This window comes from Salinimicrobium xinjiangense DSM 19287 (genome assembly GCF_000423585.1).
In the GTDB taxonomy this organism is placed as follows: domain Bacteria; phylum Bacteroidota; class Bacteroidia; order Flavobacteriales; family Flavobacteriaceae; genus Salinimicrobium; species Salinimicrobium xinjiangense.
This window is the reverse complement of record NZ_AUIG01000008.1, coordinates 18294-44990: the sequence shown is the minus strand read 5'-3', so window position 1 is coordinate 44990 and position 26697 is coordinate 18294. Positions and strand designations below refer to the sequence as shown.

At 41.4% G+C, this 26697-nt stretch carries 26 protein-coding genes and 1 riboswitch; of the genes, 13 read left to right on the top strand and 13 right to left on the bottom strand.

All coding sequences use genetic code 11. The annotated features are described in order from the left end of the window. Positions 1-2: 2 nt before the first annotated feature. The 4 genes from G564_RS0103825 to G564_RS0103810 are packed head-to-tail and all read right to left on the bottom strand — an operon-like array spanning position 3 to position 4393. Positions 3-1397 carry a DNA recombination protein RmuC gene (locus tag G564_RS0103825; RefSeq protein ID WP_029036495.1) on the bottom strand — a complete coding sequence of 465 codons (1395 nt, stop codon included), beginning with the start codon at positions 1395-1397 and terminating at the stop codon, positions 3-5. 30 nt (positions 1398-1427) lie between these two features. After that, on the bottom strand, positions 1428-2222 hold the full coding sequence (locus G564_RS0103820; RefSeq protein WP_029036494.1) for an ABC transporter ATP-binding protein: 795 nt from the start codon (positions 2220-2222) through the stop codon (positions 1428-1430). Next, complete coding sequence (locus tag G564_RS0103815; protein WP_029036493.1) at positions 2219-3247, bottom strand: iron ABC transporter permease; 1029 nt, start codon at positions 3245-3247, stop codon at positions 2219-2221. Before G564_RS0103815 ends, G564_RS0103820 begins: the two co-directional genes overlap by 4 nt. Further along, positions 3248-4393 (bottom strand): ABC transporter substrate-binding protein, encoded by a 1146-nt coding sequence (locus G564_RS0103810; RefSeq protein WP_029036492.1) that lies wholly within the window; start codon positions 4391-4393, stop codon positions 3248-3250. A 59-nt stretch (positions 4394-4452) separates the two neighbouring features. Beyond that, a riboswitch (cobalamin riboswitch) is annotated at positions 4453-4794 on the top strand. Between the two features lie 32 nt (positions 4795-4826). On the opposite strand from G564_RS0103810, the gene G564_RS0103805 reads away from it, so the two are divergent. Further along, positions 4827-6659: a TonB-dependent receptor plug domain-containing protein gene (locus G564_RS0103805; protein WP_084625571.1), complete on the top strand. Its 1833-nt coding sequence runs from the start codon at positions 4827-4829 to the stop codon at positions 6657-6659. Positions 6660-6662: 3 nt separating this feature from the next. Next, a complete protein-coding gene (locus G564_RS0103800; protein ID WP_029036490.1) occupies positions 6663-7733 on the top strand; it encodes a YncE family protein in 1071 nt (356 codons plus the stop codon). 69 nt (positions 7734-7802) lie between these two features. Here G564_RS0103800 and G564_RS0103795 read toward each other — a convergent pair whose 3' ends face one another. Both G564_RS0103795 and G564_RS0103790 read right to left on the bottom strand, forming a co-directional pair. Then, positions 7803-9305 carry a S41 family peptidase gene (locus tag G564_RS0103795; RefSeq protein WP_029036489.1) on the bottom strand — a complete coding sequence of 501 codons (1503 nt, stop codon included), beginning with the start codon at positions 9303-9305 and terminating at the stop codon, positions 7803-7805. Positions 9306-9374: 69 nt separating this feature from the next. Next, a complete protein-coding gene (locus G564_RS0103790; RefSeq protein ID WP_029036488.1) occupies positions 9375-10826 on the bottom strand; it encodes a S41 family peptidase in 1452 nt (483 codons plus the stop codon). Between the two features lie 129 nt (positions 10827-10955). Between G564_RS0103790 and G564_RS0103785 the strand changes: the two genes are divergently transcribed. Genes G564_RS0103785 through G564_RS0103770 form a run of 4 tightly spaced genes read left to right on the top strand, consistent with a single transcriptional unit; the run spans position 10956 to position 12978 of the window. Beyond that, positions 10956-11471 (top strand): RNA polymerase sigma factor, encoded by a 516-nt coding sequence (locus G564_RS0103785; RefSeq protein WP_029036487.1) that lies wholly within the window; start codon positions 10956-10958, stop codon positions 11469-11471. After that, on the top strand, positions 11452-11904 hold the full coding sequence (locus G564_RS0103780; RefSeq protein ID WP_029036486.1) for a hypothetical protein: 453 nt from the start codon (positions 11452-11454) through the stop codon (positions 11902-11904). The genes G564_RS0103785 and G564_RS0103780 overlap by 20 nt, the downstream gene beginning before the upstream one ends. A gap of 13 nt (positions 11905-11917) precedes the next feature. Then, the gene (locus G564_RS0103775; RefSeq protein WP_037373474.1) at positions 11918-12445 is read left to right on the top strand and encodes a DUF4252 domain-containing protein; all 528 of its coding nucleotides are present in this window, start codon (positions 11918-11920) and stop codon (positions 12443-12445) included. Further along, positions 12445-12978 (top strand): DUF4252 domain-containing protein, encoded by a 534-nt coding sequence (locus G564_RS0103770; RefSeq protein WP_029036484.1) that lies wholly within the window; start codon positions 12445-12447, stop codon positions 12976-12978. Before G564_RS0103775 ends, G564_RS0103770 begins: the two co-directional genes overlap by 1 nt. 219 nt (positions 12979-13197) lie before the next feature. On the opposite strand, the gene purB is transcribed toward G564_RS0103770, so the two are convergent. Together purB and G564_RS0103760 are read right to left on the bottom strand one after the other, a co-directional pair. Then, the gene (gene purB / locus G564_RS0103765; RefSeq protein WP_394330239.1) at positions 13198-14535 is read right to left on the bottom strand and encodes an adenylosuccinate lyase; all 1338 of its coding nucleotides are present in this window, start codon (positions 14533-14535) and stop codon (positions 13198-13200) included. A 75-nt stretch (positions 14536-14610) separates the two neighbouring features. After that, positions 14611-15294 carry an SIR2 family NAD-dependent protein deacylase gene (locus G564_RS0103760; RefSeq protein ID WP_029036482.1) on the bottom strand — a complete coding sequence of 228 codons (684 nt, stop codon included), beginning with the start codon at positions 15292-15294 and terminating at the stop codon, positions 14611-14613. A 114-nt stretch (positions 15295-15408) separates the two neighbouring features. Here G564_RS0103760 and G564_RS0103755 point away from each other — a divergent pair, with 114 nt between their 5' ends. Together G564_RS0103755 and G564_RS0103750 are read left to right on the top strand one after the other, a co-directional pair. Next, complete coding sequence (locus G564_RS0103755; protein WP_029036481.1) at positions 15409-16065, top strand: TrmH family RNA methyltransferase; 657 nt, start codon at positions 15409-15411, stop codon at positions 16063-16065. A 35-nt stretch (positions 16066-16100) separates the two neighbouring features. Next, complete coding sequence (locus G564_RS0103750; RefSeq protein ID WP_029036480.1) at positions 16101-16631, top strand: SRPBCC family protein; 531 nt, start codon at positions 16101-16103, stop codon at positions 16629-16631. Between the two features lie 119 nt (positions 16632-16750). Here the strand turns inward: G564_RS0103750 and G564_RS0103745 are convergent, their stop codons facing one another. From G564_RS0103745 to rlmH, 4 genes are read right to left on the bottom strand one after another with little or no spacing between them, the layout of a single operon-like run. Further along, a complete protein-coding gene (locus G564_RS0103745; protein WP_029036479.1) occupies positions 16751-17506 on the bottom strand; it encodes a carboxypeptidase-like regulatory domain-containing protein in 756 nt (251 codons plus the stop codon). 58 nt (positions 17507-17564) lie between these two features. Then, entirely contained in the window at positions 17565-19400 is a 1836-nt protein-coding gene (locus tag G564_RS0103740; protein ID WP_029036478.1) for a DEAD/DEAH box helicase, read from the bottom strand. Positions 19401-19450: 50 nt separating this feature from the next. Then, positions 19451-20038, bottom strand: coding sequence for a non-canonical purine NTP diphosphatase (locus tag G564_RS0103735; RefSeq protein WP_029036477.1), 588 nt, complete (start codon positions 20036-20038; stop codon positions 19451-19453). 6 nt (positions 20039-20044) lie between these two features. Then, complete coding sequence (gene rlmH / locus G564_RS0103730; protein ID WP_029036476.1) at positions 20045-20518, bottom strand: 23S rRNA (pseudouridine(1915)-N(3))-methyltransferase RlmH; 474 nt, start codon at positions 20516-20518, stop codon at positions 20045-20047. Between the two features lie 50 nt (positions 20519-20568). Here rlmH and nadC point away from each other — a divergent pair, with 50 nt between their 5' ends. The 4 genes from nadC to priA all read left to right on the top strand — a co-directional run bounded on the left by nadC (position 20569) and on the right by priA (position 25489). Beyond that, complete coding sequence (gene nadC, locus G564_RS0103725; RefSeq protein ID WP_029036475.1) at positions 20569-21426, top strand: carboxylating nicotinate-nucleotide diphosphorylase; 858 nt, start codon at positions 20569-20571, stop codon at positions 21424-21426. 3 nt (positions 21427-21429) lie between these two features. Then, positions 21430-22356 carry a YihY/virulence factor BrkB family protein gene (locus G564_RS0103720; RefSeq protein ID WP_029036474.1) on the top strand — a complete coding sequence of 309 codons (927 nt, stop codon included), beginning with the start codon at positions 21430-21432 and terminating at the stop codon, positions 22354-22356. Between the two features lie 23 nt (positions 22357-22379). Beyond that, positions 22380-22943, top strand: a complete 564-nt coding sequence (locus tag G564_RS0103715; RefSeq protein ID WP_029036473.1) for a chalcone isomerase family protein — start codon at positions 22380-22382, stop codon at positions 22941-22943. A 92-nt stretch (positions 22944-23035) separates the two neighbouring features. Continuing rightward, positions 23036-25489: a replication restart helicase PriA gene (priA, locus tag G564_RS0103710; RefSeq protein ID WP_029036472.1), complete on the top strand. Its 2454-nt coding sequence runs from the start codon at positions 23036-23038 to the stop codon at positions 25487-25489. On the opposite strand, the gene G564_RS0103705 is transcribed toward priA, so the two are convergent. Further along, positions 25483-26193 carry a LytR/AlgR family response regulator transcription factor gene (locus G564_RS0103705; protein WP_029036471.1) on the bottom strand — a complete coding sequence of 237 codons (711 nt, stop codon included), beginning with the start codon at positions 26191-26193 and terminating at the stop codon, positions 25483-25485. The two genes, priA and G564_RS0103705, sit on opposite strands and share 7 nt — an antisense overlap. 164 nt (positions 26194-26357) lie before the next feature. Between G564_RS0103705 and rpsF the strand changes: the two genes are divergently transcribed. Further along, the gene (gene rpsF, locus G564_RS0103700) at positions 26358-26696 is read left to right on the top strand and encodes a 30S ribosomal protein S6 (protein ID WP_029036470.1); all 339 of its coding nucleotides are present in this window, start codon (positions 26358-26360) and stop codon (positions 26694-26696) included. The last annotated feature ends 1 nt before the right edge of the window (position 26697 follow it).

Genomic DNA, 26697 nt, shown 5'->3' with positions numbered 1-26697 from the left:
TTTTAATTTAATTGATTCTCTTCCCCGTTAGCCTGGGAAAGCCATTTCTGAGATAATTTTTGTTTGGGTGAAATTCCCAGGGATTCCAGTTGGTCAATATCCTTGATGAGGTTTTGTTGTCCCGTTAATTTTTTCATTGCACCTTCATAGGCCGATGTTGTGGACTTAAGCCTGTTGCCCACTACCTCCAGTTCGTCCAGCAGCAACTTGAACTTGTGGTACAGGGAAGCGGCATGATTAGCGATCTCCAGTGCATTTTGCTGTTGTTTTTCATTGCTCCAAAGCGTATCAATGGTGCGCAGTACAGACAACAGTGTAGTAGGGCTCACCAGCAGAATGTTCTTTTGAAAAGCGGTGTAGAAAAAGGAGTTGTCGAAATTCTGCGCAAGATATAAGGCCGGCTCTACCGGAATGAACATTAATACAAAATCGGGCGATTGCATTTTGTACAGGTCTTCATATTTTTTCGAGCTAAGATCCTGAAGGTGGGTGTTCAGGGACCTGAGGTGTTCTTTTAAGCATCTTGCTCTCTGTTCTTCGTTCTCCTCATTTACATACTTCTCATAAGCTACAAGGGAAACCTTTGAATCGATGACCATTCTTTTATCCCCGGGAAGATGTAAAACCACATCGGGCAGCAATTTTTTTCCTTCTTCAGTTTCATGAGATTTCTGAACAAAATATTCCCTGTCCTTCACCAGTCCTGACTTTTCCAGTACCCGTTCCAGGATCAACTCTCCCCAGTTGCCCTGAGTTTTATTTTCACCTTTTAAAGCTTTGGTCAGGTTGTTCGCTTCCTCACTTATCTTAATATTTTGCTCATGTAAATACTGAAGCTGTTTCCCCAGTGCCGCATGTCGTTCAATAAAATCATTGGAATTCTTCTCAACCTTCTCCTCAAAATTTTTGATCTTCTCCTGAAGGGGATTCAGTATCTGCTCAATATTCTCCCTGTTGATGTTGGTGAATTTCTCAGATTTCTGATCGAGGATCTTATTCGCCAGGTTCTCGAATTCTTTAGTGAATTTTTCCTGAAGTTTTTCCAGCTCTCCTTTCTGGTCCTCCAGTTTTTCCTGGAGGTTCCTGAATTCTGAATTCCTCTCGGTCAATTGGGTGCTCAAAATGTCTTTTTTGCTCCTTATTTCTTCCCGCTCTTTACAGGCATCCAAAAATTGCTTATTTATCGCTTCCTTTTCTTCCCGTGCCTGTTCTTTTAGCTGAAGCACCTGTTGCGCTACCTGCTCCTTGTACTCCTGATATTGCTGATTCAGCTGATTATTTCTTTCTGAAAGCACATTTTGTACAGCTTTACTCCTGAAGCCGGCAATAAAAAAGCCAATTAAACCGCCAAAAAGCAGGATGATTAGAAAAATTGCGATGAGAAGGGGGTCTGTCATGAGCAGCGGGTTTGCTCAAAGATAGTATTTTCAGGTTTTTATTCTGAAGGATTCTGTAGCCGGATCGAAAACAATAAGGTCTGAAGGAAATATATTCTCAAAAGCACCTTTTTGGATAAGCTGTTGCGGACTGTCCTGAAGGATCTCTCCGGGTTTCATCAGGATGATCTTGTCGCAAAGTTGCAAAGCCAGATTGATCTCATGTGTTGCAAAGATGATTGCCTTTCCGGTCGAAAGGCTTAATTCCTTCAGTAGTTTTAGGACCTGCGCCTGGTGGTACATATCCAGGTGTGAGGTGGGCTCATCCAGGATCATTACCGGGGTGTTCTGGGCCAGCGCTCTTGCAATAAGCACTTTTTGAAGCTGTCCATCACTCAGCTCATAACACTTCCTGTCCTGTAGGTGTTCAATGTTTACTAAAGTCAGGGCTTTTTTTACCATTTTTCGATCCTCTGCCGTAAGCGATCCAATCCAGTTCGTGTAAGGCTGCCTTCCAAGGGCAACTAGTTCGGCGACTCCCAGATTCTTTGATAAAGGTTGTTCTGTGAGCACCAGGCTTATCATTCGCGCCAGTTTTTCCGGCGGAATGTGATTTCGGTCTTCAGAGTTAAGAAGTATCTTTCCGGAGAGGGCAGATTGTACTCCGCTAATGGTCCTCAAAAAAGTGGATTTTCCCACCCCGTTTATTCCAATAACCGCTACCAGTTCCCCTTCAGCAACAGCGATGTCAATTCCTGATGCCACCACGTTTTCCAGCTGCTTCTTTCTGTAGCCTATGGAAAGTGATTCCGTTAGAAGGACGCTATTTGCTGGTGTTGGCTTCAAAATAAGAATTTTCTTTTTCGTACCAGTAGCCATATCACTACGGGCGCTCCCACCAGAGAAGTTACGGCATTAATGGGTAAGGTGTGTTCGCTACCCGGCAGCTGTGCCACCATATCACAGATCAGCATAAGGATGGCTCCTCCCAGGATCACTGCGGGCAGCAGGATCTTATGATCATTTACCGGAACCACCTGCCTTATTAAGTGTGGAACCGCGAGACCAATAAAAGCAATAGGACCGGCAAAGGCGGTGATGCTCCCTGCAAGAAAACTTGTGGAAATAATGAGTAGCGCCCGGTTCTTTCCAATGTTCATTCCGAGGCTTCGGGCGTATTGTTCTCCTAACAGCAGGGAATTGAGATTTTTGATGCTGTAAAGTGCAATGCCGGTCCCCAGAAGCCAGAAAATAATGAGTACTCCGAGTTCGTTCCAGGAGAGATCGCCCACACTTCCGTAGGACCAGAAGACGTATTGCTGTAACTGTGCCGCCGGACTAAAATATGCCAGGACACTTACGACGGCCGAACTTAAACTCGCGAACATTAATCCTATAATGAGAATGGCCATAGTATCTTTAAGCTTAACCGAAGCTAGCATTACCGCCAGAAGCACCAGTAAACTTCCAAGGCTGGAGGCGATCACAATTCCCCAGCTGGAAAAAATGATACTTCCTGCCAGGCCGCCGAAAAGCGAAGCACCCATAAGCACCAGCGCCACACCGAGACTGGCGCCGCTGCTAAGTCCCAGCACATAGGGCCCGGCAAGCGGATTCCTGAACATGGTTTGCATCAGCATCCCACTTACTGCAAGGCCTGAGCCTGCCAAAACAGCGGTCAGCGCCTTGGGAATTCTATATTCCATAATGATATATTGCCAACTGCTGTTGCTGTTCTCTGAAAAAATTGATGTGAGTACCTCCCTGAATGGAATATTTACAGATCCCAGGCTAATATTTAAGAACCACACAGCTACTGTGACAAGCAGCAGTAAAACCAGGCTGATCTTATAAGTACGGGTGCTTTGCAATTATTCCAGTGGTTTATAAAATGTTGTTTGATATTCCGGAAGAAGGTTGGGATGGAATATTGAAATAAGATCCCTTAAAACCAGGTCGGGTCTCATAGGAGCAAGTTCATAAAAAATTACGCCGCCGGTTTCCCCTTTGTCACTTGCGAAAGTGTAAATATTTCTGTTTTGATATGCTTTAAAGCGGGTATAATGTGGAGAGGCATTTTTTAGTTCTTCATAAGAAGTGAATTGAGATGGTCCCACCCAAAAATTGGCATCGGCAGCTTTCGCCAAAACAGTTTCAATGGAAAGAGAAAGACTTCCGGAGCCATCGCTGTTTCCAAAGAGGTATTCGGCATTGGCATCTTTTATAAATTGGGCCTGCCAGCTTTCTCCTGCCGGTAAATACCACTGATCTTTAAACATGGCACCTGCTACCACCGTTGGCTGCTCTTTTGCCTTTGCCGCGATTTCTTTTGCTTCCAGGTAACTGCTCTCTACCTCTTCAAAAAAGGTATTTGCTTCCTCCATTTTTCCGAAGAAGGCCCCGAAAAATTTGATCCATTCCACTTTTCCCAGGGGAAAACTTTCGGTCCAGTCGGCATTGAAGACTACCGGAATTCCGCTTTTTTGGAGGGTATTGAAGCTCTTGTTGCTGCCGTCAATGGAAAAGCCAATAACTACATCGGGCTGCAGCGCAAGCAGGCTTTCGGTATTGAGAGCTTCATTTCTGCCAACCTCCTTTACCTTGCCTTCATCAATTAAGTTGCGGGTGTTTTCTGAAGAAATATAATCCAGCCCCGGAAAACCTACTAAAGTCTCCTCAACTTTGAGGATCTCCAGGGAAGGAATGTGAGTGGTGGAGGTGACCACCATTCTTTCTACAGGGATCTTTATGCGTTCGTCGAATTTCACATCTTCAGGAACTTTTGCACCTTCGTGCGCAAGTAAATATTGGTATGATCTGTCGGCATTTGGCCACGGATTTTCAACTGTTATGATGAGGTGATCGCCAAAATCCACAATGGAAAGTCCGGATGCATATTTTACTTCAATCTCTTCTCCTGCACCGGTCAATAAGGGAGTTTTTTCCTTTTCTTCAGATTTACATCCAGAGAAAAGTGCAAGAATCAACATTAGAAATATGGGAGAAAAGTTCTTCATAGGTGAATTCAAAAGTAAGATTATTTAATTTTTTGGGAGCTGTATAAATTGAAATGTTTACTTTCGTACTGAATTTTGGTTCGATTGTTTTCTGATAATTTCAGAAAGAAAAGACATCGATTAAAAGGGAATCAGGAGAATTTGAAGTTAGAAGTACGAAGTTAGAATTACGAAGTACAATAACTTAAATTCTGAAGCAGTTTTACAGAAGCAGAAATTTACTTCTAATTTCGTACTTCTTAATTCGTACTTCGTATAAGCCTGAGCTGTTCCCGCAACTGTAAGCTTAGTCCCGAGAATTTGGGATGCCTTTTGTACACTTCATACCACTGTTCCATAAGGGATGGGAAGGTCAACAAAAGGACGCGAGCCAGGAGACCTGCCATTTTTCACTCAATTTAAAACCTTCGGCTTTCGGGAAAAAAGCCTGCGGATGATGAAAAAAGGCATTTTCTACATTTTATTACCCCTATTGCTATGTTCCCTTCAAGGGTACGGCCAACTCGACTCTGTTCAATATCTGAAAGAGGTGGTACTAAGCGACATCCATCTATATCGCAATTCCAAAACACACCTGGTACAGGTGCTTAATGATTCGGTTTTGGAGCAAAATGCTCCGGCCCTTACTTCAGTACTAAAATTTAATAGTCCGCTTTACTTCAGGGAGAATGGCCCCGGGATGGTGGCTTCGGCGTCCTTTAGGGGAACCACCGCTTCACAGACTGCTGTAGTCTGGAACGGAATCAATATCAATTCACAGTTCACTGGCCAAACAGATTTTAATACCATCCTCACTTCGGGTTATGAAAGTGTCGCAGTTAGGTCTGGTGGGGGATCAGTGCTGTACGGGAGTGGAGCCATAGGTGGTAGTGTACATCTTAACAACAGGTTCAGGATTGGCACTGGCTTCAGGAATAAAGTGAGGCTTGACTACGGAAGTTTTGATACCTTTTTTGGGAATATAGATTCAGAATATTCATCAGACGAACTAAGCCTTCAGCTGAATGTTTCCAGGCATAGCAATGAAAATGATTTTCCATATCCCGATTCTGAAAAACACAATCAGAACGGAGATTATGAAAATAGCGGTATAAGCGCGGCGGTGGCCTATCTGCTCAACAATAGCAATACGCTGAAGTTTTACACTAACCATTACAACGGAGACAGAGGCTTTTCGGGAACAGTCTCTATGGCATCAAAAAGCAAATATGAAGATTATAACAGCCGAAACCTCCTGGAGTGGAACAGCTATTTCGGAAGATTTGTTTCGGGGCTGAAACTAGCTTACCTGGAGGAAGAGTATAAGTATTTTGAAAACCGGCATTCGGATATTTATTCCTTTGGAAAAGCTGAAACGGCACTGGCAAAATATAATCTTAGCTATGCGGTGAATGAAAATTTTCAAGCGACTGGGCTATTAGAAATTCAGAGGACAGAAGGAGAAGGCAGTAATATTGAAGGCTCTCAAAAAAGGGAAACCGGCTCTGCAGGAGTTTTAATTTCACATGATCTGTATCCCTTTAAGTACGAAATAAGTGCAAGGGCAGAATTCTCTGACAGTTATGATTCTCCCATTCTCTTTTCGGCTGGAGCTGTTTATGAAGTCACTGAAGCTTATCTCCTAAAAATAAATGTCTCCCGTAATTACCGGATCCCGACCTTTAATGACCTGTTTTGGCATGCCGGTGGAAACTCTGATCTCAAACCTGAGAAATCCCTGCAGGCAGAAATTGGTCAGGAACTCCGGATCTTTGGAGCGGGAGTAAGCATCTCAGGATTTATAATTGATACAGAAGATCTCTTACGTTGGGTTCCTTCAAGTGGAGGAAAATGGATCCCTCATAATACTAAAGAAGCCAGGAATTATGGTCTGGAAACAACTCTGGACTGGAACAGGAATTTAAAAGGGCAGGAATTTAGCATTTTTGGAACCTATGCCTACACGCGGGCTATCGACCGGGCTCTTGATAAAGAACTTATCTATGTACCCAAACACAAAGCAACAGCTTCTGCCGGATATGGGTATGGAAAATTTAGTTCTTTCTTTCAATTTCTCTACAATGGAACAATCTACACTTCTTCAGATAATAATTATTCTCTTCCCGGGTATACGGTTTCAAACGCCGGAGTAAACTACAAGTTTTTGAAGCAGAAACTTCAACTGGGAATTGAAGTGCGGAATATCTTCAAAACCGAATATCAAAGTATGCCTTCCCGGCCAATGCCGGGAAGAGCTTTTTATAGTTCACTAACCTTCAAATTTTAAAAAATGCAAATCAAAAATCTCTTTTACTTCTTGCTTGCTTCTAGTATCCTGGTCTCCTGTTCGACAGACGATGATAATCCTGATATCCCGGAACCTTCAGGAGCCTATACAGATGGTGTAGTCATTCTCAACGAAGGAAATTTTGGCCAGGGAAATTCAAGCGTTTCTTTTCTAGATCCACAATCCGGAAATGTAAATCATAATATCTTTAAAACAGTCAATGGAGAAGGTCTTGGTGACACAGCTACAGATATAGGTTTTTATGAAGACCTGGCTTTTATAGTTGTAAATGTCTCTAATACAATTCAGGTTGTAGATCGTCACACTTTTGAACATGTAGCAACGATTGACACAGACCTTAATAACCCCCGAAAAATAGCATTTTTGAATGGTATGGCTTATATCACAAACTGGGGAGAGGGATCAAATCCAGATGACGATTACATAGCAGTTTTTAATGCTAAAGACTTTCAACTCAGTATAAAAATCGCGGTAGAAGAAGGCCCGGAAGATATCCTGGAGCAGGGAAGCAAAATTTTCGTGGCTCACCTGGGCGGTTGGAGCTATAATAATGTCGTGAGCGTTATTTCAAATAACGAAGTGGTAAAAACAATTGAGGTAGGAGAGGGGCCAAATTCATTGGCTGCCGGAAACGACTTTCTGTGGGTTTCAGCTTCGGGACTGCCTGACTGGATGGGTGAAACTGCAGGATCAATAAGTAAGATAAATCTGTCCACTCTTGAAGTTGTGCAGGATTATACTTTTGAAGATGTGAGTCAGCATCCAAATCATCTTAATCTAAATAACGGGAATGTATTTTATACCCTAGAGAATGAGGTCTACAGCTTTGCAACATCAGAAACTTCTCTTCCTGCCACTCCTTTATATACTCTTGAGGAGGTAGATTATTTATACGGATTTACCATTCTTGAAGGCAAAGCTTATGCGGCATCTGCCGACCCGGGATTTACAGGGAATGGAAAGCTTTATGTATATGAAGCGGCAACGGGAAGCTTATCTTCAGGTTATGATACCGGTATCAATCCTAATGGAGCTTATTTCAATTCTCTCTAGATCACAGTACAGAATAAAAAGAAAAATCCCGCCAATGGAGCGGGATTTTTTTATGGACCTATAAGTGTTTTAATTCATTTCTTCCGGTTTCATTAGCGGCATGTTCTCAATAATTAACCTTTGATAGCTCGGGTTGAACATGTCCCTTTCTCCCACGAATTTATATTCTCCGCTCATCATTTTCCTTTGAGTATTGGTTGCGGCTTCCTGAGGATTTCCAAGTATAGCATTAATAGCAGCTTGTAATAAGGTTTCGTTGGGATCGCCTAATGTACCAAGATGTGCCAAATCCTCAGCTACCCTTACATCCGGCGGCAATCCGTCGACGAAATCCGTAACTCCATTTTTGTTAGCATATTTTAGAACCAGAGGTTGCAGTGCATATTTATGATTTGGATTCACATGAGTATTTCCCTTATCATCTGTAAGTTGAAAATTGGGAGAATCATGAAGCGTAAATGAACCCTGGTATTTCCCACTGGTGTAGTCTCCAATCTGAACTACATCTATGTATGGATCAAGACCATTGATCACAAATTCACTGGCAGAAGCAGATCTTTTGGTGGTAAGTACGTAGACCCTGTCAAGATTCAGACTATTAATCTTTTCTCCCGTTCTTATTTCATCATTGAACCTCTGAACCAGCCACTCGGGATAATTCGCCTGATAGTATGCCTGATAATCTTCATTGAACTGATATCTCATCATGATCTCCCCGTTGAACTGTCCTGTAACCATACTGGCAAGATCTTTTGCAGTTTCACCATTACCACCACTATTGTATCGAAGATCGAGTACAAGGTGTGTAATATTCTGTGATTTCAAATCGGCAAAAGCAGCATTTAACTGGCTGTCAAAGCTCGGCGTAAAACTATTATACATAAGATAACCAATACGGTAGTCTTCCATCTCTAAAACTTTGGAAATAAGGACAGGGTTTTCTGAAGATTCACTGTTTACAAGATTTACCACTTTGTCGGTATTTTTTATAGTACTTCCTTCCAGCACAGCTATTCTAAGGCTGTAACTATCCCGGCTGAAAAGATCCCGATAATTATTTAAGGTAAGCTGTTGCCCATCAATTTCAGTAAAAAAATCTCCTCTTTGTACACCTTCTTCAGCTGCAGAGGTTCCGGGAACCACGTATCGAACATAACCATATATATTTTCTGAATTACTGAAAAGATGAAGCTGATAATCCATCCCTGTCGTTTTAGCGACTCCGCCTTGTAGCTGTTTAGTCAAGGCTACATAATCGCTGGTCATAAAACTGAAATGATCATGAGGTGCCTGCAGTGCCTCATAAAGGACTTCGGGGCTGTCAAAATCTGCCAAAAATTTATCTTTTTCAGTATTGCTGGAGAAATAATTATCTGCTAATTCAGGCACTTCAGATTTGTAAAAATAAATATCATTCATTCCCCTGTAAATGAAACGCTCTACCTCAAGGTTACGTTTTTCCCCGGGTTCTTCAATCTCTACTTCTTCTACTTCTTCATCCACAACATCATCTTTTGAACAGGAAAGTGTAAGAAGACTCATCATCAAAAAGGGTGCAAAAAACTTTTTCATATTTTATATTTAAAGGAGCTAAAACTAAGGTATTGTTGAAAAGCAGCAAAACTTATTCCTAAATTATTCTCATTCCCTATAGTGTTCTGAGTGGAGTGGTAAGGAATTTTCATTATACATTCTTTGGTACAGTAGGTCGTCCATACCACTCTCTCCTATCACTTTAAAATTATAAAGTTTTGATTGCGGCGTTTCTGGTGCTCTTCCTTCAATAGTAGCGAGGGCTGCAGCAAGCAATCTTTCTGAAGGATCGCCAAGGATTCCGAGGTTTCTAATGTCTTCTTTTATTTCAAAATCGGGAGGAAGACCATTAACATAATCTGTAACTCCTGCAGCATTAACTGTTTTGTAAATAAGAGGTTGTACAGCATAGGTGTGGTTTAAACTTGCGCCATTTCTTCTGAAGGTAGGGGAGTCGTAGAGGGTGGTTGATGCCTGAAATTTCCCGGTGGTGTTTTCGCCTATCTGCACCACCTCTATATATGGTTTAAGTCCATTTATTAGCAATTCACTGGCCGAGGCAGTTCTAAGGCTGGTTATAAAATAGACCCGGGAGAGATTTAGACTGTTGATGGCTGAACCATTCCGGATGCGGTTATTGAACCGGTTGACAAGGCTTTCCGGAGCAGTAGCCTCCAGGCGGGTCTGGTAATCTTCATTCCATTGTTCCTTGTAGAAAATTTCTCCGTTGAATTGTCCTGTGATCATACTCCCAAGATCGCTTGAACTTTCCACCGAACCTCCGCCATTATAGCGCAAGTCAACAATAAGTTCTGAAATGTTTTCGGCCTTGAACATGGAAAAAGTTTCATTGAGCACCTCGTCAAAAGTGCTGGTAAAGCTGTTGTACATGAGATAACCAACCTTTCCTGCGGAAGTAGGAAAAGTTTTGGCTATAAAAACCGGATTTGAGGTGTATTCCTCTTTTTGCAGTCTAACGGTTTCTCCTGTGGAAGTGATCTCGTTTCCATTAATTTCGGCTAAACCTATAGTATAAGAAGCAGGTTCGAGCAATCGGGAAAAATTGTCGACTGTAAGCTGTTCCCCGTCAACGGAATTAAAATAATCCCCCCGCTTTATTCCCTTGGCTTCGGCTGATGTGTTGGGGAGGACGTAACGAACAAAGCCCAGAACTTCAGAAGAATTTTCGGTATATCTTATCAGGCCATATTGCATTCCATTAGTTAGATTGATCCCATCCAGAGACTTCTCCAGTTTCCGGTAATCTGCCACCAAAAAACTGAAATCATCGTGTTCGGCAACCAGGCCGTTGTAAAAAAGATCTTCCGGAGAAGAGAACGTCCGGAGAAATTTATCTAATTCGGCCTGACTCGAAAAACGATCATCGGCCAAATCGGGCACCTCCGCTTTGTACAGGTACATATCATTCATGGCGCTCCATATAAAATTTTTTATTTCCAGGTCACTGGCCGGCCTAATAACATCATCGATGTCTTCCTGGCAGCCGGTGGCCAATATCAGCAGTAATAAATATAAAAGGAGATTGGGTAGAGTTTTCATAGCTTTAGCCTTTTTATGGCCTAATTTACAGGGATAAATTAAGATTTTAGAATTAATTGGTAACAAAATTGTTTATCAAGCGTCGTAAGGATAAGAGGCAGTAAAAAACCTCCCGCTAACCAAACCAAAATGAAACAGCATACTTTCATAAACCTCATGAAACCGGTGCAGGACAAGATGTACAGACTTGCCTTAAGACTCCTGGTTTCAAAAGAGGCGGCCGAAGATGCAACGCAGGAGGTAATGCTAAAGTTGTGGAGCAGGAAAGATAAACTAAATTCTTATAATAATGTCGAGGCCTTTGCCATGACCGTTACGAAGAATCATTGTCTTGACCAGTTAAAACTGAAGCAGAACAATAACCTGAGGATCGTTCACAGCAATTACGAATGTGGAGAATCATCGTTGCAGCACAAAGTTGAGGTACAGGATGATCTCATCTGGGTTCAGAAGATCATAGGAGATTTGCCTGAACAACAAAAGATCCTCATACAGTTAAGAGAAGTAGAACAGTATGAGTATGAAGAGATCGCAGAGATGACTCAAATGAATGAAACAGCTATACGGGTAGCGCTAAGTCGTGCCCGAAAAAAAATTAGAGAAGAAATGATTAAAAGACACCGCTATGGAATCACGAATAATTGAAAACCTTCTGGACAAGTATTTCGAAGCAGAGACTTCGGGAGCAGAAGAGGCGCAGCTTAAGGCCTATTTTTCATCGGGTGATGTCGCCCCTCACCTACAGCAGTATATACCTATGTTCTGCTACTTTGATCAGGCCAAAACTGAAAATCTGGATAAAGAAGTTGATTATTTGCCTGTCACTTCAAGGTTTGAATCCAGCAGGAAGAAAGTTTATTCCTGGGTGGCAATTGCTGCCTCTATAGTGATCCTTCTGGGAATAGTAGTACAACAGGAGAACAAGATGAGTGAATTCGGCACTTATGAGGACCCCGAACTGGCCATGCAAAAGACCATGGAAGCCCTGGAAATGATGTCTATATATATGAACACAGGAACAGAAGACCTGGGCTACATTGAAGAATTCAATAATACAAAAGATAAGATTGTTAAATAGTAAAAAGAAACCCATGAAAAAATTAACCTTCGCCTTATTGGCCCTAATAGTACCTTTTTTAACAAGTGCTCAGAACTTTGACAAGTATGAGAACATGAAAGAGGTGGATGCCGTAGTAGTTACGAGCAAGATGTTCAAACTACTTACGAAAATAGAACTAAATGCAGATGATCCCGAAACTCAGGCCTATATTGACCTTATCGAGAACCTGCAGGAAATGAGAGTACTTTCTACTACCCAGGAAGGGGTGAGAAAACAAATGGCTGCAGATGTGGCTTCTTTTCTCAAAAATGGAAGTATGGAGGAACTTATGAGAGTTTCTGAGGGTGGAAAAACAGTAAAATTTTACTACAAGCCCGGGAAGAATGAGGATTATGTGAGTCAGCTGTTCATGTTTATGGAAGGGCAGGATAAGAATAAACCAATTTCTGTGATCCTGAATATTAAGGGAGAAATTAACCTGGCACAGGTTTCTAAACTGGCCAATGATTTCAAGATCCCCGGAGGGAATGAATTGAAAAATGTTGAAACAAAAAGATAATGAAAAAAGTAGTTTTACTACTGGTAGTAATAAGCCTGGGTTTGGTTTCATGTAATAATGAAACCACGCTCCAGGAATATTACGTAGAAAACCAGAACAACCATCAGTACCTGGCTTTTGACATTCCGGCCAGTCTCTTGACCGGAGACAACTCGAAGCTTACTGCAGAACAGAAGGCGACCCTTGCTACCGTTAAAAAGGTGAATATACTTGGGTTTCCTTTAAAAGAAGAGAATCAGGTTCAATATGAAGCTGAAAAAGAAAAGCTGTCTGAAATTTTAAAATCAGATAAATACAAGCAGCTTATGCGTTATGGTGGTGGCAACCGAAAAGCTGAACTTTATTTTCTGGGAGAGGATGATGCCATTGATGAGCTGATAGTTTTTGGAAGTGATGACGAGAAAGGCTTCGGAATTGCCCGGGTGACCGGAGATAAAATGAATCCTGAAGCTTTGATAAAACTTCTGAAATCTTTTGAGGAAGGAGATCTCGATATTGCCGGTCTTCCAAAACTCGGTGGTTTTATGGACTAATAAAAAATAAGAGGGCTCAAAAATGACATTTTTGAGCCCTCTTATTTTTTGTTCAAGGTTCAAGATTCAAAATTTCAAAACCATTGTTGTCTGTAAAGTTGGATGTCGCGAGTTGCGAGACCTCGCACTGCATACTGTAAAGTCGGTTATCAGTTCATACTTCTAAAATCGTACTTCTAACTTCATTCTGATCACTGATCACCGATCACTGACCCTATTTCAAATTCCCGTATAATTCTGCGGAGTGATCTGCCTGAGTTCCTTTTTGATCTCTTCTGAAACATCCAGTTCACCAATAAATTCCGAAATACTTTCTTTATTTATCTGTGAATTGGTACGGGTAAGACCTTTTAGAGCTTCGTAGGGATTAGGATATCCTTCTCGTCTCAGAATGGTCTGAACTGCTTCGGCGACTACGGCCCAATTGTTTTCCAGATCTGCATCTATTTTTGCCTCATTCAGCAACAACTTATTCAAGCCTTTTAAAGTAGATGAGAATGCGATCAGGGTATGACCAAAAGGTACTCCTACTATTCTCAGTACCGTGCTGTCTGTAAGATCGCGTTGCAGGCGGCTAACAGGAAGTTTGGCGGCAAGGTGTTCAAAAAGGGCATTTGCAATCCCTAAATTTCCTTCGCTGTTCTCAAAATCTATGGGATTCACCTTATGCGGCATCGCCGAAGATCCCACTTCTCCTTTTTTGATCTTTTGTTTAAAATAATCCATGGAGACATAAGACCAGATATCCCTGTCAAGGTCAAGGATGATTGAATTAATACGCTTAAGAGCGTCAAAGAGTGAAGCCAGATGGTCGTAATGTTCTATTTGTGTAGTAGGGAAGGAGTGATGGAGGCCTAAAGAACCTTCCACGAAATCCTTTCCGAAGTTTTTCCAGTTAATTTCCGGGAAAGCCACTTTATGAGCATTAAAGTTTCCGGTAGCACCACCGAACTTTGCAGCATTGGGAATGTTTTGGAGGAATTTGATCTGCTCTTTTAATCGAACTACAAACACTTTAATTTCCTTTCCAAGTCGGGTAGGGGATGCAGGTTGTCCATGCGTGCGGGCAAGCATGGGAACCTCTTTCCAGTCCTGTGCCAGTTGTTCCAGTTTTTCCAATACCTGGTTCAAAGCTGGAAGGTAAACTTCTTCCATTGCTTCTTTAATGCTAAGAGGCACTGCAGTATTATTGATGTCCTGGGAAGTTAGCCCAAAATGAATGAATTCTTTAAAGCGGGAAAGCCCCAGCTCATCAAATCTGGACTTTATAAAATACTCTACAGCCTTAACATCGTGGTTTGTAGTTTTTTCTATTTCCTTGATCTCTAAGGCATCTTCAGTAGAAAAATCCTGGTAAATTTTTCTTAGTCCCGAAAACTTTGAATGATCAACTTCCTGTAACTGGGGCAGGTTATGCTCGCAAAGGGAAATGAAATATTCGATTTCCACCCGTACCCGGTATTTTATAAGAGCCTGTTCACTAAAATAATCTACCAGTGCTTTTGTCCTGGAAGAATATCTGCCGTCGATAGGAGAAATTGCCTGAAGAGAGGTCATGTAAATTCTTTAAAAAATTAAGGGCTAAAGATACATTTTCGCGTCCATACGTGAAAGCTTTAAGTTTGAAGTTGTTCAGGCTTTTTCCAGAAGTTCCTGCACCACCCGGGGCACTCCGCTGGAAGCATTCTCAGCGAATATTTTCAAATTCCGGGTTTCCTGTACAGAAGGTTTAGGATCAATGAAATATACAGGGGTTTCTTCAGGTGCATAATACAGCAGGCCTGCTGCCGGGTAGACTTGCATGGATGTGCCAATGATCATGAGAATATCTGCCTGCCCCGTGATCTCCATAGCAGGTTCCATCATTGGTACTTCTTCCCCAAACCATACCACATGTGGTCGAAGTTGGTGATTATGCTCGCAGAAATCTCCTGAATTAAGATCATCTTCCCAATCAAGGACCAAATTTTTATTAAAGGTGCTGCGTACTTTCTTTAATTCCCCATGCAGATGGATCACATTACTGCTACCTGCCCTCTCATGCAGGTCGTCTACATTTTGAGTGATGATATGTACTTCATATTTTTCTTCAAGCTCTTTAAGGGCTTTATGAGCTGCATTGGGTTGAACATTTTTTAATTGTCTCCTTCTCTTATTATAAAAATCAAGTACCAGTTCCTGGTTACGCTCCCATCCTATGGGAGAGGCTACTTTCATCACATCATGCCCCTCCCAGAGACCGTTGGCATCTCTAAAGGTGCTAATTCCACTTTCTGCACTTATTCCGGCGCCGGTTAAGACCACTACTTTCTTCATGTTTATATTTTTTATAAAAAATAGGCAGAATTCCTGAATAATCATAACCTCAAGATCCTTATTAGCCTTGTAAAAAATGAGAGAAATTGAGCAGGATTCTTTATTTTCGCGGCTATGGAGGCGAATCCTGAATTATTATCTTACCTGGAAGATTTTCTCACTCCGAGAAGGAAGGACTTGTTTCAGAAAGTGATCGTTAACCGCACCAATTTTTTTACAGTAGCCACCCAGGATGTATATCAGTTGCACAACACCAGCGCAGTGATTCGTAGCTGTGATGTATTCGGGATTCAGAATATTCATGTGGTGGAGGAGGTGAACTTAAAGAAGATTGACAGGGAGATCGCCATGGGAGCGCAGAAATGGGTGGATATTAACCGGTACACCTCAACGGCAGACTGTATTCAAAGACTTCGGAAAAATGGTTACAAGATTGTAGCTACCTCTCCACATAAAGGAACGCTGCTTCAGGATTTCGATATTGCCCGTCCTGCAGCCTTCTTTTTTGGAACAGAGACAAAAGGTCTTTCTGAGGAAGTCATGGAAGAGGCCGACGAATTTTTGCAGATCCCGATGGTAGGCTTCACCGAGAGTTTAAATATTTCAGTTTCCGCAGCTATTATTTTGCAGGATGTAACAGCCCGATTACGAAGGAGCGGACAAAACTGGAAGCTTTCCGAAGAAGAACAAATCGTTAAGAGAATAGACTGGGCAAAAAAGAATTTAAAAAATTCTGCCGAAATCATTGAGAGATTCAAGGCATCACGATAAAATTATTTACATTTAGAGCCCCCTAGTAGAAGAATATGACGCTTTTCTTTTATGTAATTATTGGTTTGATCACTTTCGTGGCTTTTCTGCACGCCTGGTCTAAAAAGGAATATAACCTTAGCAGGACGGTAGTGATCAACCGGCCAAAAGCAGAAGTTTATGCTTTTATAAGACAGCTTAAAAAACAACCTCTTTGGCTCCCATGGTACTTACAGGACCCGAATGTGGTGATCAAGTATAAAGGAGATGACGGGAAGGAAGGAGCCTCCTCCTACTGGAAAGGAAGTAACAACATAGAGGGAATCCAAAAGATCGTAAAGGTAAAGGAAGGAAAAGTATTCGAAACCCAGTTGCTCTTTATTAAACCTTATAAATCTCTTTCTCTTAATTATATCGCCGTAAAAGATGTGGATCCGGACCGCACGAAAATGGTTTGGGGTGTTAAAGGCGTTCATAAATTCCCTGCCTCGGTCCTGATGCTTTTCTATGGAATGGATCGTGCTTTGGGAAAGGATTTTGAAGCCGGACTTTATAATCTTAAAACTTACCTGGAAAGGAAGAAATAACCTTAACAGGTTATATTTCACATGAACTGGCCGGTGGATATCACCCGGATTTTGGGTACATTACTGCAATCAAAAATGCCGGAAATTTTCATTTCCGGCACTTATATTTTTAGGTTTTCTTACCTGTTGAGTACTTTGTATTCTTCATAACAACCGCTCATTGCGTCAAGAATTTGCAGATCATTTGCAGAACCAATAAAGTCCTTGGAATAGTTGCACCTTCTCAATACTTCATCAATGTCCATCCTTGTGATTCCAAGAACAGCCATAAGTGTTTGTCGGTCAAATTTGCTTTGCAGCAAACGCCTTATCTCATCATCCTGTTTCATTTCCCGGAGCTTGCGCATTTGTTGCGGCTGCTTTCCAAAAATATTGTAAAGTGCATCTGCGGGATTGAATACTGCTCCTAAAACTCTTGAAACTGCATTGGGACTGTATTCTCCACCTTCATATCCCTGGTTAAGCCCGGAAATACTATACCGGTAATTCTCATAAATTGGGATGTTCTTAGCATCGATCTCCAGATAGCCTGTTAACTGAACGGGACTCACTACCACTTCTTCCAGGGCTATTCCCAGTTCGGTCATTTTTACTTTGACTTCTCCAAATTTTAACCAGTCATTGGTAACCCTTACCCTTATAGATTTGAATCCGAGGTAAGAGAAATACAGCGTATCATTCACTTCCGCCCTGATCTCGAAATCTCCATTGGCAGCCGTTACAGCTCCAACTACCTGGTTGAGGTTCACTATGTGAGCGTTTTCAATAGGTACATCATTTGCCGCATTAAGTACTTTCCCTTTTACCACTGTAGCTTCCTGACCAAAGGCCAGAAAACCGAAAAGCAGGAACAGGGGCGCTAAAATATTTTTCATGCTGTAATTTAAGCTTCTCATGTTCTACGGGAAAACTGTACCAAAATGCATCAAAAAATTACTTTTTTGATCTTCTTCTCTTAATTGAGCTTTCAATGCTGCTGCTGCGGCCTCCGCTCTTCTTTCCCTTGCGTCCGCCGGTACCTGCATCAGATGATCTTCTTTTTCCGCTTGCGGGGGAATCAGATGAGCGTCTTAACCCTTTGTCTCCTCCTCTTGAAGGCTTGTCAAAGCTGCGTTCTCCCTTATCTTTTCCTTTATAGCCGCCGCCACCTCTGCGACCCCCACTGCGCTCTTTTCCGGCGCTCTTTTTCGTGATCTCCACATTGATGTGTCTTCCCTGGTGCTTAAAGTCCTGGAAGATCCTTATTACTTCTTCAGCTTTAGAGCTGTCAACATTAAAGAAGGAGAAGCTGTCTTTTACCTCTACGCGGTTAACATCATCTTTTCCAAGATCCAGCGTAGCTTTAAGGAAATCCTTGAGGCTCATCCAGTCAAAGTCATCTTTGGCTCCTACGTTAATAAAGAACCTGGTGCTGTCACCTTCGTCTTCATATACTTCTGTAGAACCTTTCGCATTAAGATCCTGCGCATTATTGTAGTAATTGAAGAACCTCGTGAATTCAACAGAAAAGAACTTTTTAAGTAGCTCTTCTTTTGTAAGACCTTCAAAAAGCTCTGCAATACTCGGAAGGTATTTATCGATCTCGTGATTGATCTCTGTCTTACTTATTTCATTGGCAAGGTGGAACAACTGTACTTCGCAGATCTCTCTGCCATCGGGAATTTCTTTTCTTTCGAAACTCTGACCGATAATACGTTCGATACCTTTGATCTTTCTTGCTTCACTTTTGGAAACAATGACCATGGAAACACCACTTTTTCCGGCTCTTCCGGTACGACCACTACGGTGAGTATAGGTTTCTATTTCGTCGGGAAGCTGGTAATTGATCACATGCGTAATGTCGTCGACATCAATTCCGCGGGCAGCAACATCTGTAGCTACCAACATTTGAATTTGCCTTGCCCTAAAGCTTTTCATTACCAGGTCACGTTGATTCTGGCTAAGATCTCCATGAAGTGCAGCCGCGTTGTATCCATCTTCGATCAACTGCTCCGCAACTTTTTGAGTATCACGCTTGGTACGACAAAAGATTACCGAAAATATATCGGGATTTGCATCTGCCAGTCTTTTAAGAGCGGCATAACGGTCTCTTGCATTTATTACGTAATATTCGTGAGAAACATTTGAAGTTCCCATGTTCTTTGTGCCCACGGTAATTTCAACTGGAGTACGCATAAATTTCTTTGCGATAGTCGAAACTTCCTTAGGCATGGTAGCCGAGAACAACCAGGTGCTCTTTTCTTTAGGGGTGTGAGACAGGATCTCTGTGATGTCCTCATAGAATCCCATATTCAGCATCTCATCTGCCTCATCAAGAATACAGTACTGGATCGCCGAAATATCAACAAGCCTTCTGTTAACCATGTCCTGCATACGACCGGGAGTGGCAACAATGATCTGTGCACCTTTTTTGATCTGCGCAGCCTGATCTGTAATACTGGCACCTCCGTATATCGCTACGGTATTTAGGCCCTTAAAATATTTTGAGTAATTTTTTAATTCGTTGGTAATCTGTAAACACAACTCACGGGTTGGAGAAAGAATAAGGCCCTGAGTCTTTCTACTGTCTACATCAATCTTTTGGATTAGCGGAAAACCAAATGCTGCGGTCTTTCCTGTTCCTGTTTGTGCAAGAGCCACCATATCTGTGTCTTCCTGCAGTAAAATTGGGATTGCTTTTTCCTGTACTTCGCTTGGAGTTTCAAACCCCATGTCTTTAATTGCCTGTAACAAGGCGTCATTCAATCCTAATAATTCAAATTTATTCATACATATCTAATAAGCGGCAAAGGTACGGATTTGTTAGCAGCTTATTACATTTAAATTTGTGGCCTGTAAGAGGTCAAAAAGTCAATGAGCTGGCGGGTTGCCAGCGCGCGGTGGCTAATTTCGGATTTTTCCCTAAGGCTCATTTCTGCGAATGTGAGGGTTTTTCCTTCGGGTTGAAACACAGGGTCATAGCCAAATCCTTGTAAGCCTTTCCTCTCAAAAATGATATTTCCTGAACAAATTCCGGTGAAGGTGTGTAGTTCGCCATTCAGATGAAGTGCGATCACGGTTTTAAACCTGGCGCTGCGATCTTCTTCTCCTTCCAGTTCCTTTAGTAGTTTGTTTATATTGGCATCACTGCTTTTTACCTCTCCCGCGTATCTGGCCGAATATACACCCGGAGCGCCGTCTAAAGCCTCAACTTCAAGTCCGGTATCGTCGGCGAAGCAGTCATAGCCATACTTTTGCTTTACATATTCAGCTTTTTGAATGGCATTGCCTTCAATAGTCGGAGAAGTTTCAGGAATATCTTCGGTACAACCAATTTCTTCCAGGGAAAGGAGCTGAATTTCCTTTGGAAGCAGTGCCTGCACTTCTTTTATTTTGTTCTTGTTATTTGTGGCGAATACTAATTTCATAAAAATTTATTTATGATGGTAAGGTTCATTTTTTAAGATGGTGAAAGCTCTGTAAAGCTGCTCCACGAAAAATAGCCGCACCATCTGATGTGAAAAGGTCATTTTTGAGAGGGATAATTTTCCGTCGGCACGGGAGTAGAGTTCTTCCGAAAATCCATAGGGTCCACCTATGATGAAGATGAGCTGTTTCATTCCGCTGTTGAGACGCTTCTGAATATATTCAGAGAAGCCTTCCGAAGAGAATTGTTTTCCGTTTTCATCAAGAAGCACTACAAAATCTGAAGTATTCAGCTTATCAAGGATTAGCTTTCCTTCCGCAGTTTTTTGCTGGTCAACAGAAAGATTTTTGGTCTTTTTAAGATCAGGAATGATCTCCGGCTCAAACCTGTTGTAATGGCCTAATCTGTTAACATAGGTGTCAATGAGGTTCTGTAGGGCCGCATCATCGGTTTTACCTATTGTCAGCAATTTTATGGTCATGATGAAATTAAAGTGTTTACTTTGTAACTTTAGCAAAAATAGGCACTGCAATGATTTCAAAAGAACAATTTGAAAAGGAAATTGAAATAATAATTGAAAATGCATTAAGAGAGGATATAGGAGAAGGAGACCATAGCTCTCTTGCCTGTATCCCGGAAACTGCCAGAGGAAAGGCCAAATTGCTGGTAAAAGATATAGGGATCATTGCGGGGGTGGAATTTGCACGCCGGGTCTTTGAAAAGGTTGATCCCGGGATGAAGATAGATGTTCAGTTTGAAGACGGTAGTCGTATTAAACACCGGGACATAGCATTTTATGTAGAAGGATCGTCCCAATCTATATTAAAAGCAGAGCGCCTGGTGTTGAATGCCATGCAGCGTATGAGTGCAATCGCTACTAAAACCAGGGCGTTCGTGGATAAACTTGAAGGTACTAATACCAGGATCCTTGACACCCGAAAAACCACTCCGGGAATTCGTGCCCTTGAAAAATGGGCAGTAAAGATTGGCGGCGGTGAAAATCATAGGTTTGCCCTTTATGATATGGTCATGCTAAAAGATAACCATATCGATTTTGCAGGAGGGATTTCCATGGCGATAGATAAAACCAGAAAATATCTTGCAGAAAACAACCTGGATCTCAAGATCATTGTGGAAGCCCGGAATCTGGAGGAAATAAAACAAATTCTTAAGGCAGGAGGAGTGAACCGCATTCTTCTTGATAATTTTAATTATGAGCAGACACGTGAGGCTGTAGCTTTAATTAACGGCAGATGCGAAACCGAATCCAGTGGCGGGATCACTCTTGACACTGCCAGGAAGTATGCTGAGTGTGGTGTGGACTTCATTTCCAGCGGGGCACTTACTCATTCTGTTTATAATCTTGATCTCAGCTTAAAAGCTGTGTAGTTCATGAGTAACGGCGAAGCAAAATCTGTAAAAGACAAGAAGGGATTCACCTACTGGTGGACCAGCCGTGCTAAAAAAATAATTTTGCCCGGACTCGAAGGTCTGTCCTTGTATGATCTTTACATCATATTCTACGCGGGGATAGTTAAAGGTACTTTTTCGGCAAGGGCCAGCGCGATCTCCTTCAGTTTCTTTATGGCACTTTTTCCATTTTTGCTGTTTCTGCTGAATCTCATTCCCTTCATCGACTTTATAGATGATTTTCAAATTGTATTTCTTGATTTTATTGATTCCCTGCTCCCGCCTGATACCGGAGATTTTTTTAACGACATCCTGTTCGATATTGCAGCACGTAAAAGGGGAGGACTCCTTTCTTTTGTCTTTTTGCTTTCCATTTTTCTTATGGCCAACGGGGTGAATGCTGTTTTTACAGGATTTGAATTTTCCTATCATACCAGAGTGAACAGGTCTATTATACGGCAGTATATTATCGCGGTTGGGGTTTCTTTAATTCTGGCCCTATTGTTGCTGACTACTGTAGTAGTAACGGTTTATCTTACGTTCTTAACAGAAGATCTTAAAAGCCTGGGAGTGGTAAATGACGCGGTCATTTGGGCAGACGTGGGAAGATATATTGTATTTGTTTCAATGATATATATAGCTGTGGCGACGCTGTATTTTTTTGGAACCAAGGAAAGCAGATTAAGCAAGTTTTTCTCGATCGGGGCTTTTTTTACGACAATTCTCATTATTCTTACAACCTATTTGTTTGGACTTTATATTGAAAACTTTTCCACTTATAATGAGCTATATGGATCGATTGGAGCCCTGCTTATTTTAATGGTGTATATATGGATTAATTCTAATATATTGTTGCTTGGATTTGAACTTAATGCTTCTCTTATGAAGCTAAAAAGAAATAAAAATTAAACGATAAACTTAAAACTCTAATTATGAAAAACCTGCTTTTATTATTTATGGCCGTAATAGTTTCTTCTACTGCGGTAGCCCAAAAAAAGGTCGGCGGTGTCCACCTTCCTGCCACTCTTGAAATTCAGGAGAACAAAATGCATCTTAATGGCGCGGGAGTGCGGGAAAAACTTTGGATTGACCTTTATGCTGCCGGTTTATATCTTACCCAAAAAAATAACAATGCGCAGGAAATCCTCAATTCAGATAAACCCATGGCCATTAAACTTCATATAGTGTCTAAACTTATTACAAGTGATAAGATGGTGGAGGCAGTGACAGAAGGTTTTGAAAAATCGACTAATGGTAATACTGCACCCATTCAAAATGAAATAAATTCAATACTTGGATTTTTTAAAGAAGACATCAAGAAAAATGATGTTTTTGATTTGGTCTATGATCCCTCAAGAGGAGTAGTAGCTTATAAAAATGGTAAAATAAAAGGGATTGTACCAGGTAAAGAATTTAAAAAAGCCCTTTTTGGAATCTGGCTTTCCAACAGACCTGCAGATGATGGTCTAAAAAATGATCTTTTAGCAGGTAAATAATTTTTACCGAAATTATATTCATAAACCATTCTTTTTAGGATGGTTTATTTTTTTGCATCAAAATCCTGTTAAATTTGTTCAAAACCCTGTGAATGGCTTTTTTTATCAATGTGATTCTGCCTCTGCCTTTAGAGAATCTCTTTACTTATAGTGTTACTGAAGCTGAAGCTAACTTCCTTAGGCCGGGAATGAGGGTTGCCGTTCCTTTCGGTAAGTCAAAGATCTACACCGGAATTGTTTCTGAAGTACATCAAAACGATCCAAAGATCTATGAGGCGAAACCCATAGAGCAGATACTGGACGAGACCCCTGTGGTGACGGAAGCTCAATTAAAGTTCTGGAGTTGGATCGCTGCTTATTACATGTGTACAGAAGGGGAGGTGTTAAGAGCCGCAATACCAAGTGCTTTTCTACTGGAGAGTGAGACGATTGTGCAGTTGCTAAAGGAAGCAGAGGTGAACGAAGAGAATCTTAGTGATGATGAGTTCCTGCTTTTTGAAGCCTTACAACGGCAGTCTTCTCTTAAGATCAATGAAATTGTTCAGTTGCTGGACAAGAAAACTGTGTTGCCTGTGATAAACTCTCTTGTTGAAAAAAGGGTGGTGGCAGTGAACCAGGAGATCTATGAACAATACAAGCCAAAGATCGAGCGACATGTAAAATTACATGATAATTATTCCAACGAAGCTGCTATGCATCAATTGCTGGATGAGCTTAGCCGGGCTCCAAAACAAAGAGAGGTGATATTTACCCTTTTTGGAATGTCTGCCAAAAACAAGGGAGTTGTGAAAATTTCAGAACTAGCCAAAGAAAGTAAAGCTTCTGCCGCTGTTATTAAAGCTTTAATAGATAAGCAGGTGCTGGAGGAGATAAAAGTGCAGGCCTCACGATTTGAATATGAGGAAGGGGAGTTGGCAGGGAAAGTCGCATTTAATGAGCACCAGCAGCAGGCCCTCGATGAGATAGAAACCTCATTTAAAACCGAAGATGTGTGCCTGCTTCACGGGATCACTTCTTCAGGAAAAACAGAAATATATGTAGATCTCATTGAGAAAGTGATTTCTTCAGGAAAGCAGGTGTTGTATTTGCTGCCGGAGATTGCTCTTACTACCCAGCTTATCGTTCGGCTGCAGAATTATTTTGGGGAGAAAGTACTGGTTTTTCACAGTAAGTATTCCGTAAATGAGAGGGTGGAGGTGTATCAAAATGTCTTGCGTAATACAGAAAAGGCACGGGTGATCATTGGGGTGCGATCCAGTATTTTTCTTCCATTTAAGGAGCTCGGACTTATCATTGTAGATGAGGAGCATGAATCTACTTTTAAACAGTATGATCCCGCGCCGCGATATAATGCACGGGATTTGGCCGTAGTACTGGGAAAAATGATGAAGTCAAAAGTATTACTGGGATCGGCTACCCCGGCTTTGGAATCCTATTTTAATGCAGACCATTCAAAATATGCCCTGGTCAATCTTGATCGCCGCTATGGGAATATGCTTCTTCCGGAAATCAAGATCGTGGACATCAAGGATAAGCACCGGAAAAAAAGAATGACAGGTCATTTTTCAGATCGTTTGCTGGAAGAGATAAGGGAAACCCTCAGTAACGGGGAGCAGGTGATCCTGTTCCAAAACCGGCGAGGATTCAGTCCAATACTGGAATGCAATACCTGTGGACATTCCCCGCAGTGTCCTAACTGCGATGTGAGTCTTACCTATCACAGTCATAATAACCAATTGCGTTGCCATTATTGCGGATATCATATGGCTCTGCAAACAAAATGCATGGCTTGCGGAAGTATTGAGCTCTCAACAAAAGGTTTTGGAACCGAGCAGGTCGAAACCGAACTAAAAGCCTTGTTTCCGGGTAATAAGATTGGCAGAATGGATCTCGATACTACCCGGGGCAAACATGGTTATGAAAAGATCATTTCGGCCTTTGAAGAGGAAGAGATTGATGTTCTGGTGGGCACACAGATGTTGACCAAAGGTCTGGACTTCCGGAATGTAAGATTAGTAGGGATCATGAATGCCGATACCCTTCTGAATTTTCCGGATTTTAGAGCGCATGAAAGGAGTTTTCAGTTAATGCTGCAGGTAGCGGGTAGGGCAGGACGAACAAAAAAGAGAGGACTTGTGCTTATTCAGACTTACAATCCGCATCATCAGATTGTGCAGCAGGTTTCTACCAACAACTACCATGACATGTACAGGGAGCAGTTGGAGGAGCGAAGAAATTATAAATATCCGCCGTTCTACAGGCTAATTAGAATAACCCTGAAAGGAAGAGATTTTTCCAGAGTCAATGAGGGAGCCGACTGGCTGGCAACTTCCCTTAAAAATTCCTTTCATGAAAATGTGCTGGGTCCGGAATTTCCTCCGATTGCCAGGATCAGAAATGAATATTATAAAAACATACTCATAAAGATTCCGCAGAAACAGTCACTAGGAAAGACAAAGGAGCTTGTGAGCAGGATATTGCAAAGCTTTAAAGCTATTGGAGCTTATAGAGGAGTAAAAACGGTAATAAATGTGGATCCTTATTGATTGGCGGCAAGTGCCTCAATGAGATTTGATTTTTTGTGCCTGCTTAATGGGATCTGTTGCTTGTCAATCTCAATATTTCTACTGTTGTATCGCTCGATTTTATCCAGGTTCACAATGTAAGATTTGTGGATCCTGAGGAATTTATTTGAAGGTAGCTGATTCTCAAAGGATTTCATGGTTGCAAGAACCACAAAATTATCCTTTTCGGTCACAAACTTTACATAATCCCCAAGAGCTTCGATATATTTGAGTTTATTCAAAAAGACCTTCCGGTTCTTTAGATTGCTTTTTACAAAGATGTAGTTGTCATCTTCTGGTGGTGCTCCTTCGTGTTTAAGGCGATAAAGATTGATGGCCTTGGTGACGGCATTTAAAAAACGTTCTTTGGAAATGGGTTTGTGCAGATAGTCTACTGCATCATAATCAAAGGCTTTAAAAGCATATTTGGTCTTTCCGGTGACAAAGATGATTTGTGGTTTATTGGAAAGATCATCCAGCAGGTCAAAGCCGGAAAGGATTGGCATTTCTATATCCAGAAAGATAAGGTCTACTTCAGTATCCAATAAGCCATTCTTTGTTTCAATGGCATTATTGTATTCGGCCACCAGTTTGAGGTTAGGATGGTCCTTTATTAGCTTGACAATAGAAAGTCTTTGTAAGCTGGAATCATCAACTACTGCACATTTGAGTATAACTTCTTCCACAATATAATTAGGTTAGCACTAGCAATAATAACTAAAAATAATCATAAAAAAAATAAAAACCGAATTTCACCGATAAAATTAGCTATTCGCCTTTTTAATTATGCTTTGTAATATTCAGGAATAATGTTACTTTTGCAGCCAATTTAATTTAAAGTAAAATTTTTATGAATCATTATGAAACTGTTTTCATCTTGAATCCCGTTTTATCTGATGACCAGATAAAGGAAACAGTTAAGAAATACGAAGATTTTCTTGTTTCTAACGGTGCCGAGATGATATCAAAAGAGAACTGGGGGCTAAAAAAATTAGCTTATCCTATTCAACACAAGAAAAGTGGTTTTTACCACTTATTTGAATTCACCGCTCCGGGTGAGGCAATCAACCCTCTTGAGGTTGAGTTTAGAAGAGATGAGCGCATGATGCGTTATTTGACTGTAAAGTTGGATAAGCATGCAGTTGCCTGGGCTGAGAAGAGAAGAAACAGAAACAAAGAAAAAGCGTAAG

Coding starts and splice junctions, on each gene's coding strand:
- G564_RS0103825 (WP_029036495.1), bottom strand. CDS start 1,397: ATGACAGACCCCCTTCTCATCGCAATTTTTCTAATCATCCTGCTTTTT.
- G564_RS0103810 (WP_029036492.1), bottom strand. CDS start 4,393: ATGAAGAACTTTTCTCCCATATTTCTAATGTTGATTCTTGCACTTTTC.
- G564_RS0103805 (WP_084625571.1), top strand. CDS start 4,827: ATGATGAAAAAAGGCATTTTCTACATTTTATTACCCCTATTGCTATGT.
- G564_RS0103800 (WP_029036490.1), top strand. CDS start 6,663: ATGCAAATCAAAAATCTCTTTTACTTCTTGCTTGCTTCTAGTATCCTG.
- G564_RS0103795 (WP_029036489.1), bottom strand. CDS start 9,305: ATGAAAAAGTTTTTTGCACCCTTTTTGATGATGAGTCTTCTTACACTT.
- G564_RS0103790 (WP_029036488.1), bottom strand. CDS start 10,826: ATGAAAACTCTACCCAATCTCCTTTTATATTTATTACTGCTGATATTG.
- G564_RS0103785 (WP_029036487.1), top strand. CDS start 10,956: ATGAAACAGCATACTTTCATAAACCTCATGAAACCGGTGCAGGACAAG.
- G564_RS0103780 (WP_029036486.1), top strand. CDS start 11,452: ATGGAATCACGAATAATTGAAAACCTTCTGGACAAGTATTTCGAAGCA.
- G564_RS0103775 (WP_037373474.1), top strand. CDS start 11,918: ATGAAAAAATTAACCTTCGCCTTATTGGCCCTAATAGTACCTTTTTTA.
- G564_RS0103770 (WP_029036484.1), top strand. CDS start 12,445: ATGAAAAAAGTAGTTTTACTACTGGTAGTAATAAGCCTGGGTTTGGTT.
- purB (WP_394330239.1), bottom strand. CDS start 14,535: ATGACCTCTCTTCAGGCAATTTCTCCTATCGACGGCAGATATTCTTCC.
- G564_RS0103760 (WP_029036482.1), bottom strand. CDS start 15,294: ATGAAGAAAGTAGTGGTCTTAACCGGCGCCGGAATAAGTGCAGAAAGT.
- G564_RS0103755 (WP_029036481.1), top strand. CDS start 15,409: ATGGAGGCGAATCCTGAATTATTATCTTACCTGGAAGATTTTCTCACT.
- G564_RS0103750 (WP_029036480.1), top strand. CDS start 16,101: ATGACGCTTTTCTTTTATGTAATTATTGGTTTGATCACTTTCGTGGCT.
- G564_RS0103745 (WP_029036479.1), bottom strand. CDS start 17,506: ATGAAAAATATTTTAGCGCCCCTGTTCCTGCTTTTCGGTTTTCTGGCC.
- G564_RS0103740 (WP_029036478.1), bottom strand. CDS start 19,400: ATGAATAAATTTGAATTATTAGGATTGAATGACGCCTTGTTACAGGCA.
- G564_RS0103735 (WP_029036477.1), bottom strand. CDS start 20,038: ATGAAATTAGTATTCGCCACAAATAACAAGAACAAAATAAAAGAAGTG.
- rlmH (WP_029036476.1), bottom strand. CDS start 20,518: ATGACCATAAAATTGCTGACAATAGGTAAAACCGATGATGCGGCCCTA.
- nadC (WP_029036475.1), top strand. CDS start 20,569: ATGATTTCAAAAGAACAATTTGAAAAGGAAATTGAAATAATAATTGAA.
- G564_RS0103720 (WP_029036474.1), top strand. CDS start 21,430: ATGAGTAACGGCGAAGCAAAATCTGTAAAAGACAAGAAGGGATTCACC.
- G564_RS0103715 (WP_029036473.1), top strand. CDS start 22,380: ATGAAAAACCTGCTTTTATTATTTATGGCCGTAATAGTTTCTTCTACT.
- priA (WP_029036472.1), top strand. CDS start 23,036: ATGGCTTTTTTTATCAATGTGATTCTGCCTCTGCCTTTAGAGAATCTC.
- rpsF (WP_029036470.1), top strand. CDS start 26,358: ATGAATCATTATGAAACTGTTTTCATCTTGAATCCCGTTTTATCTGAT.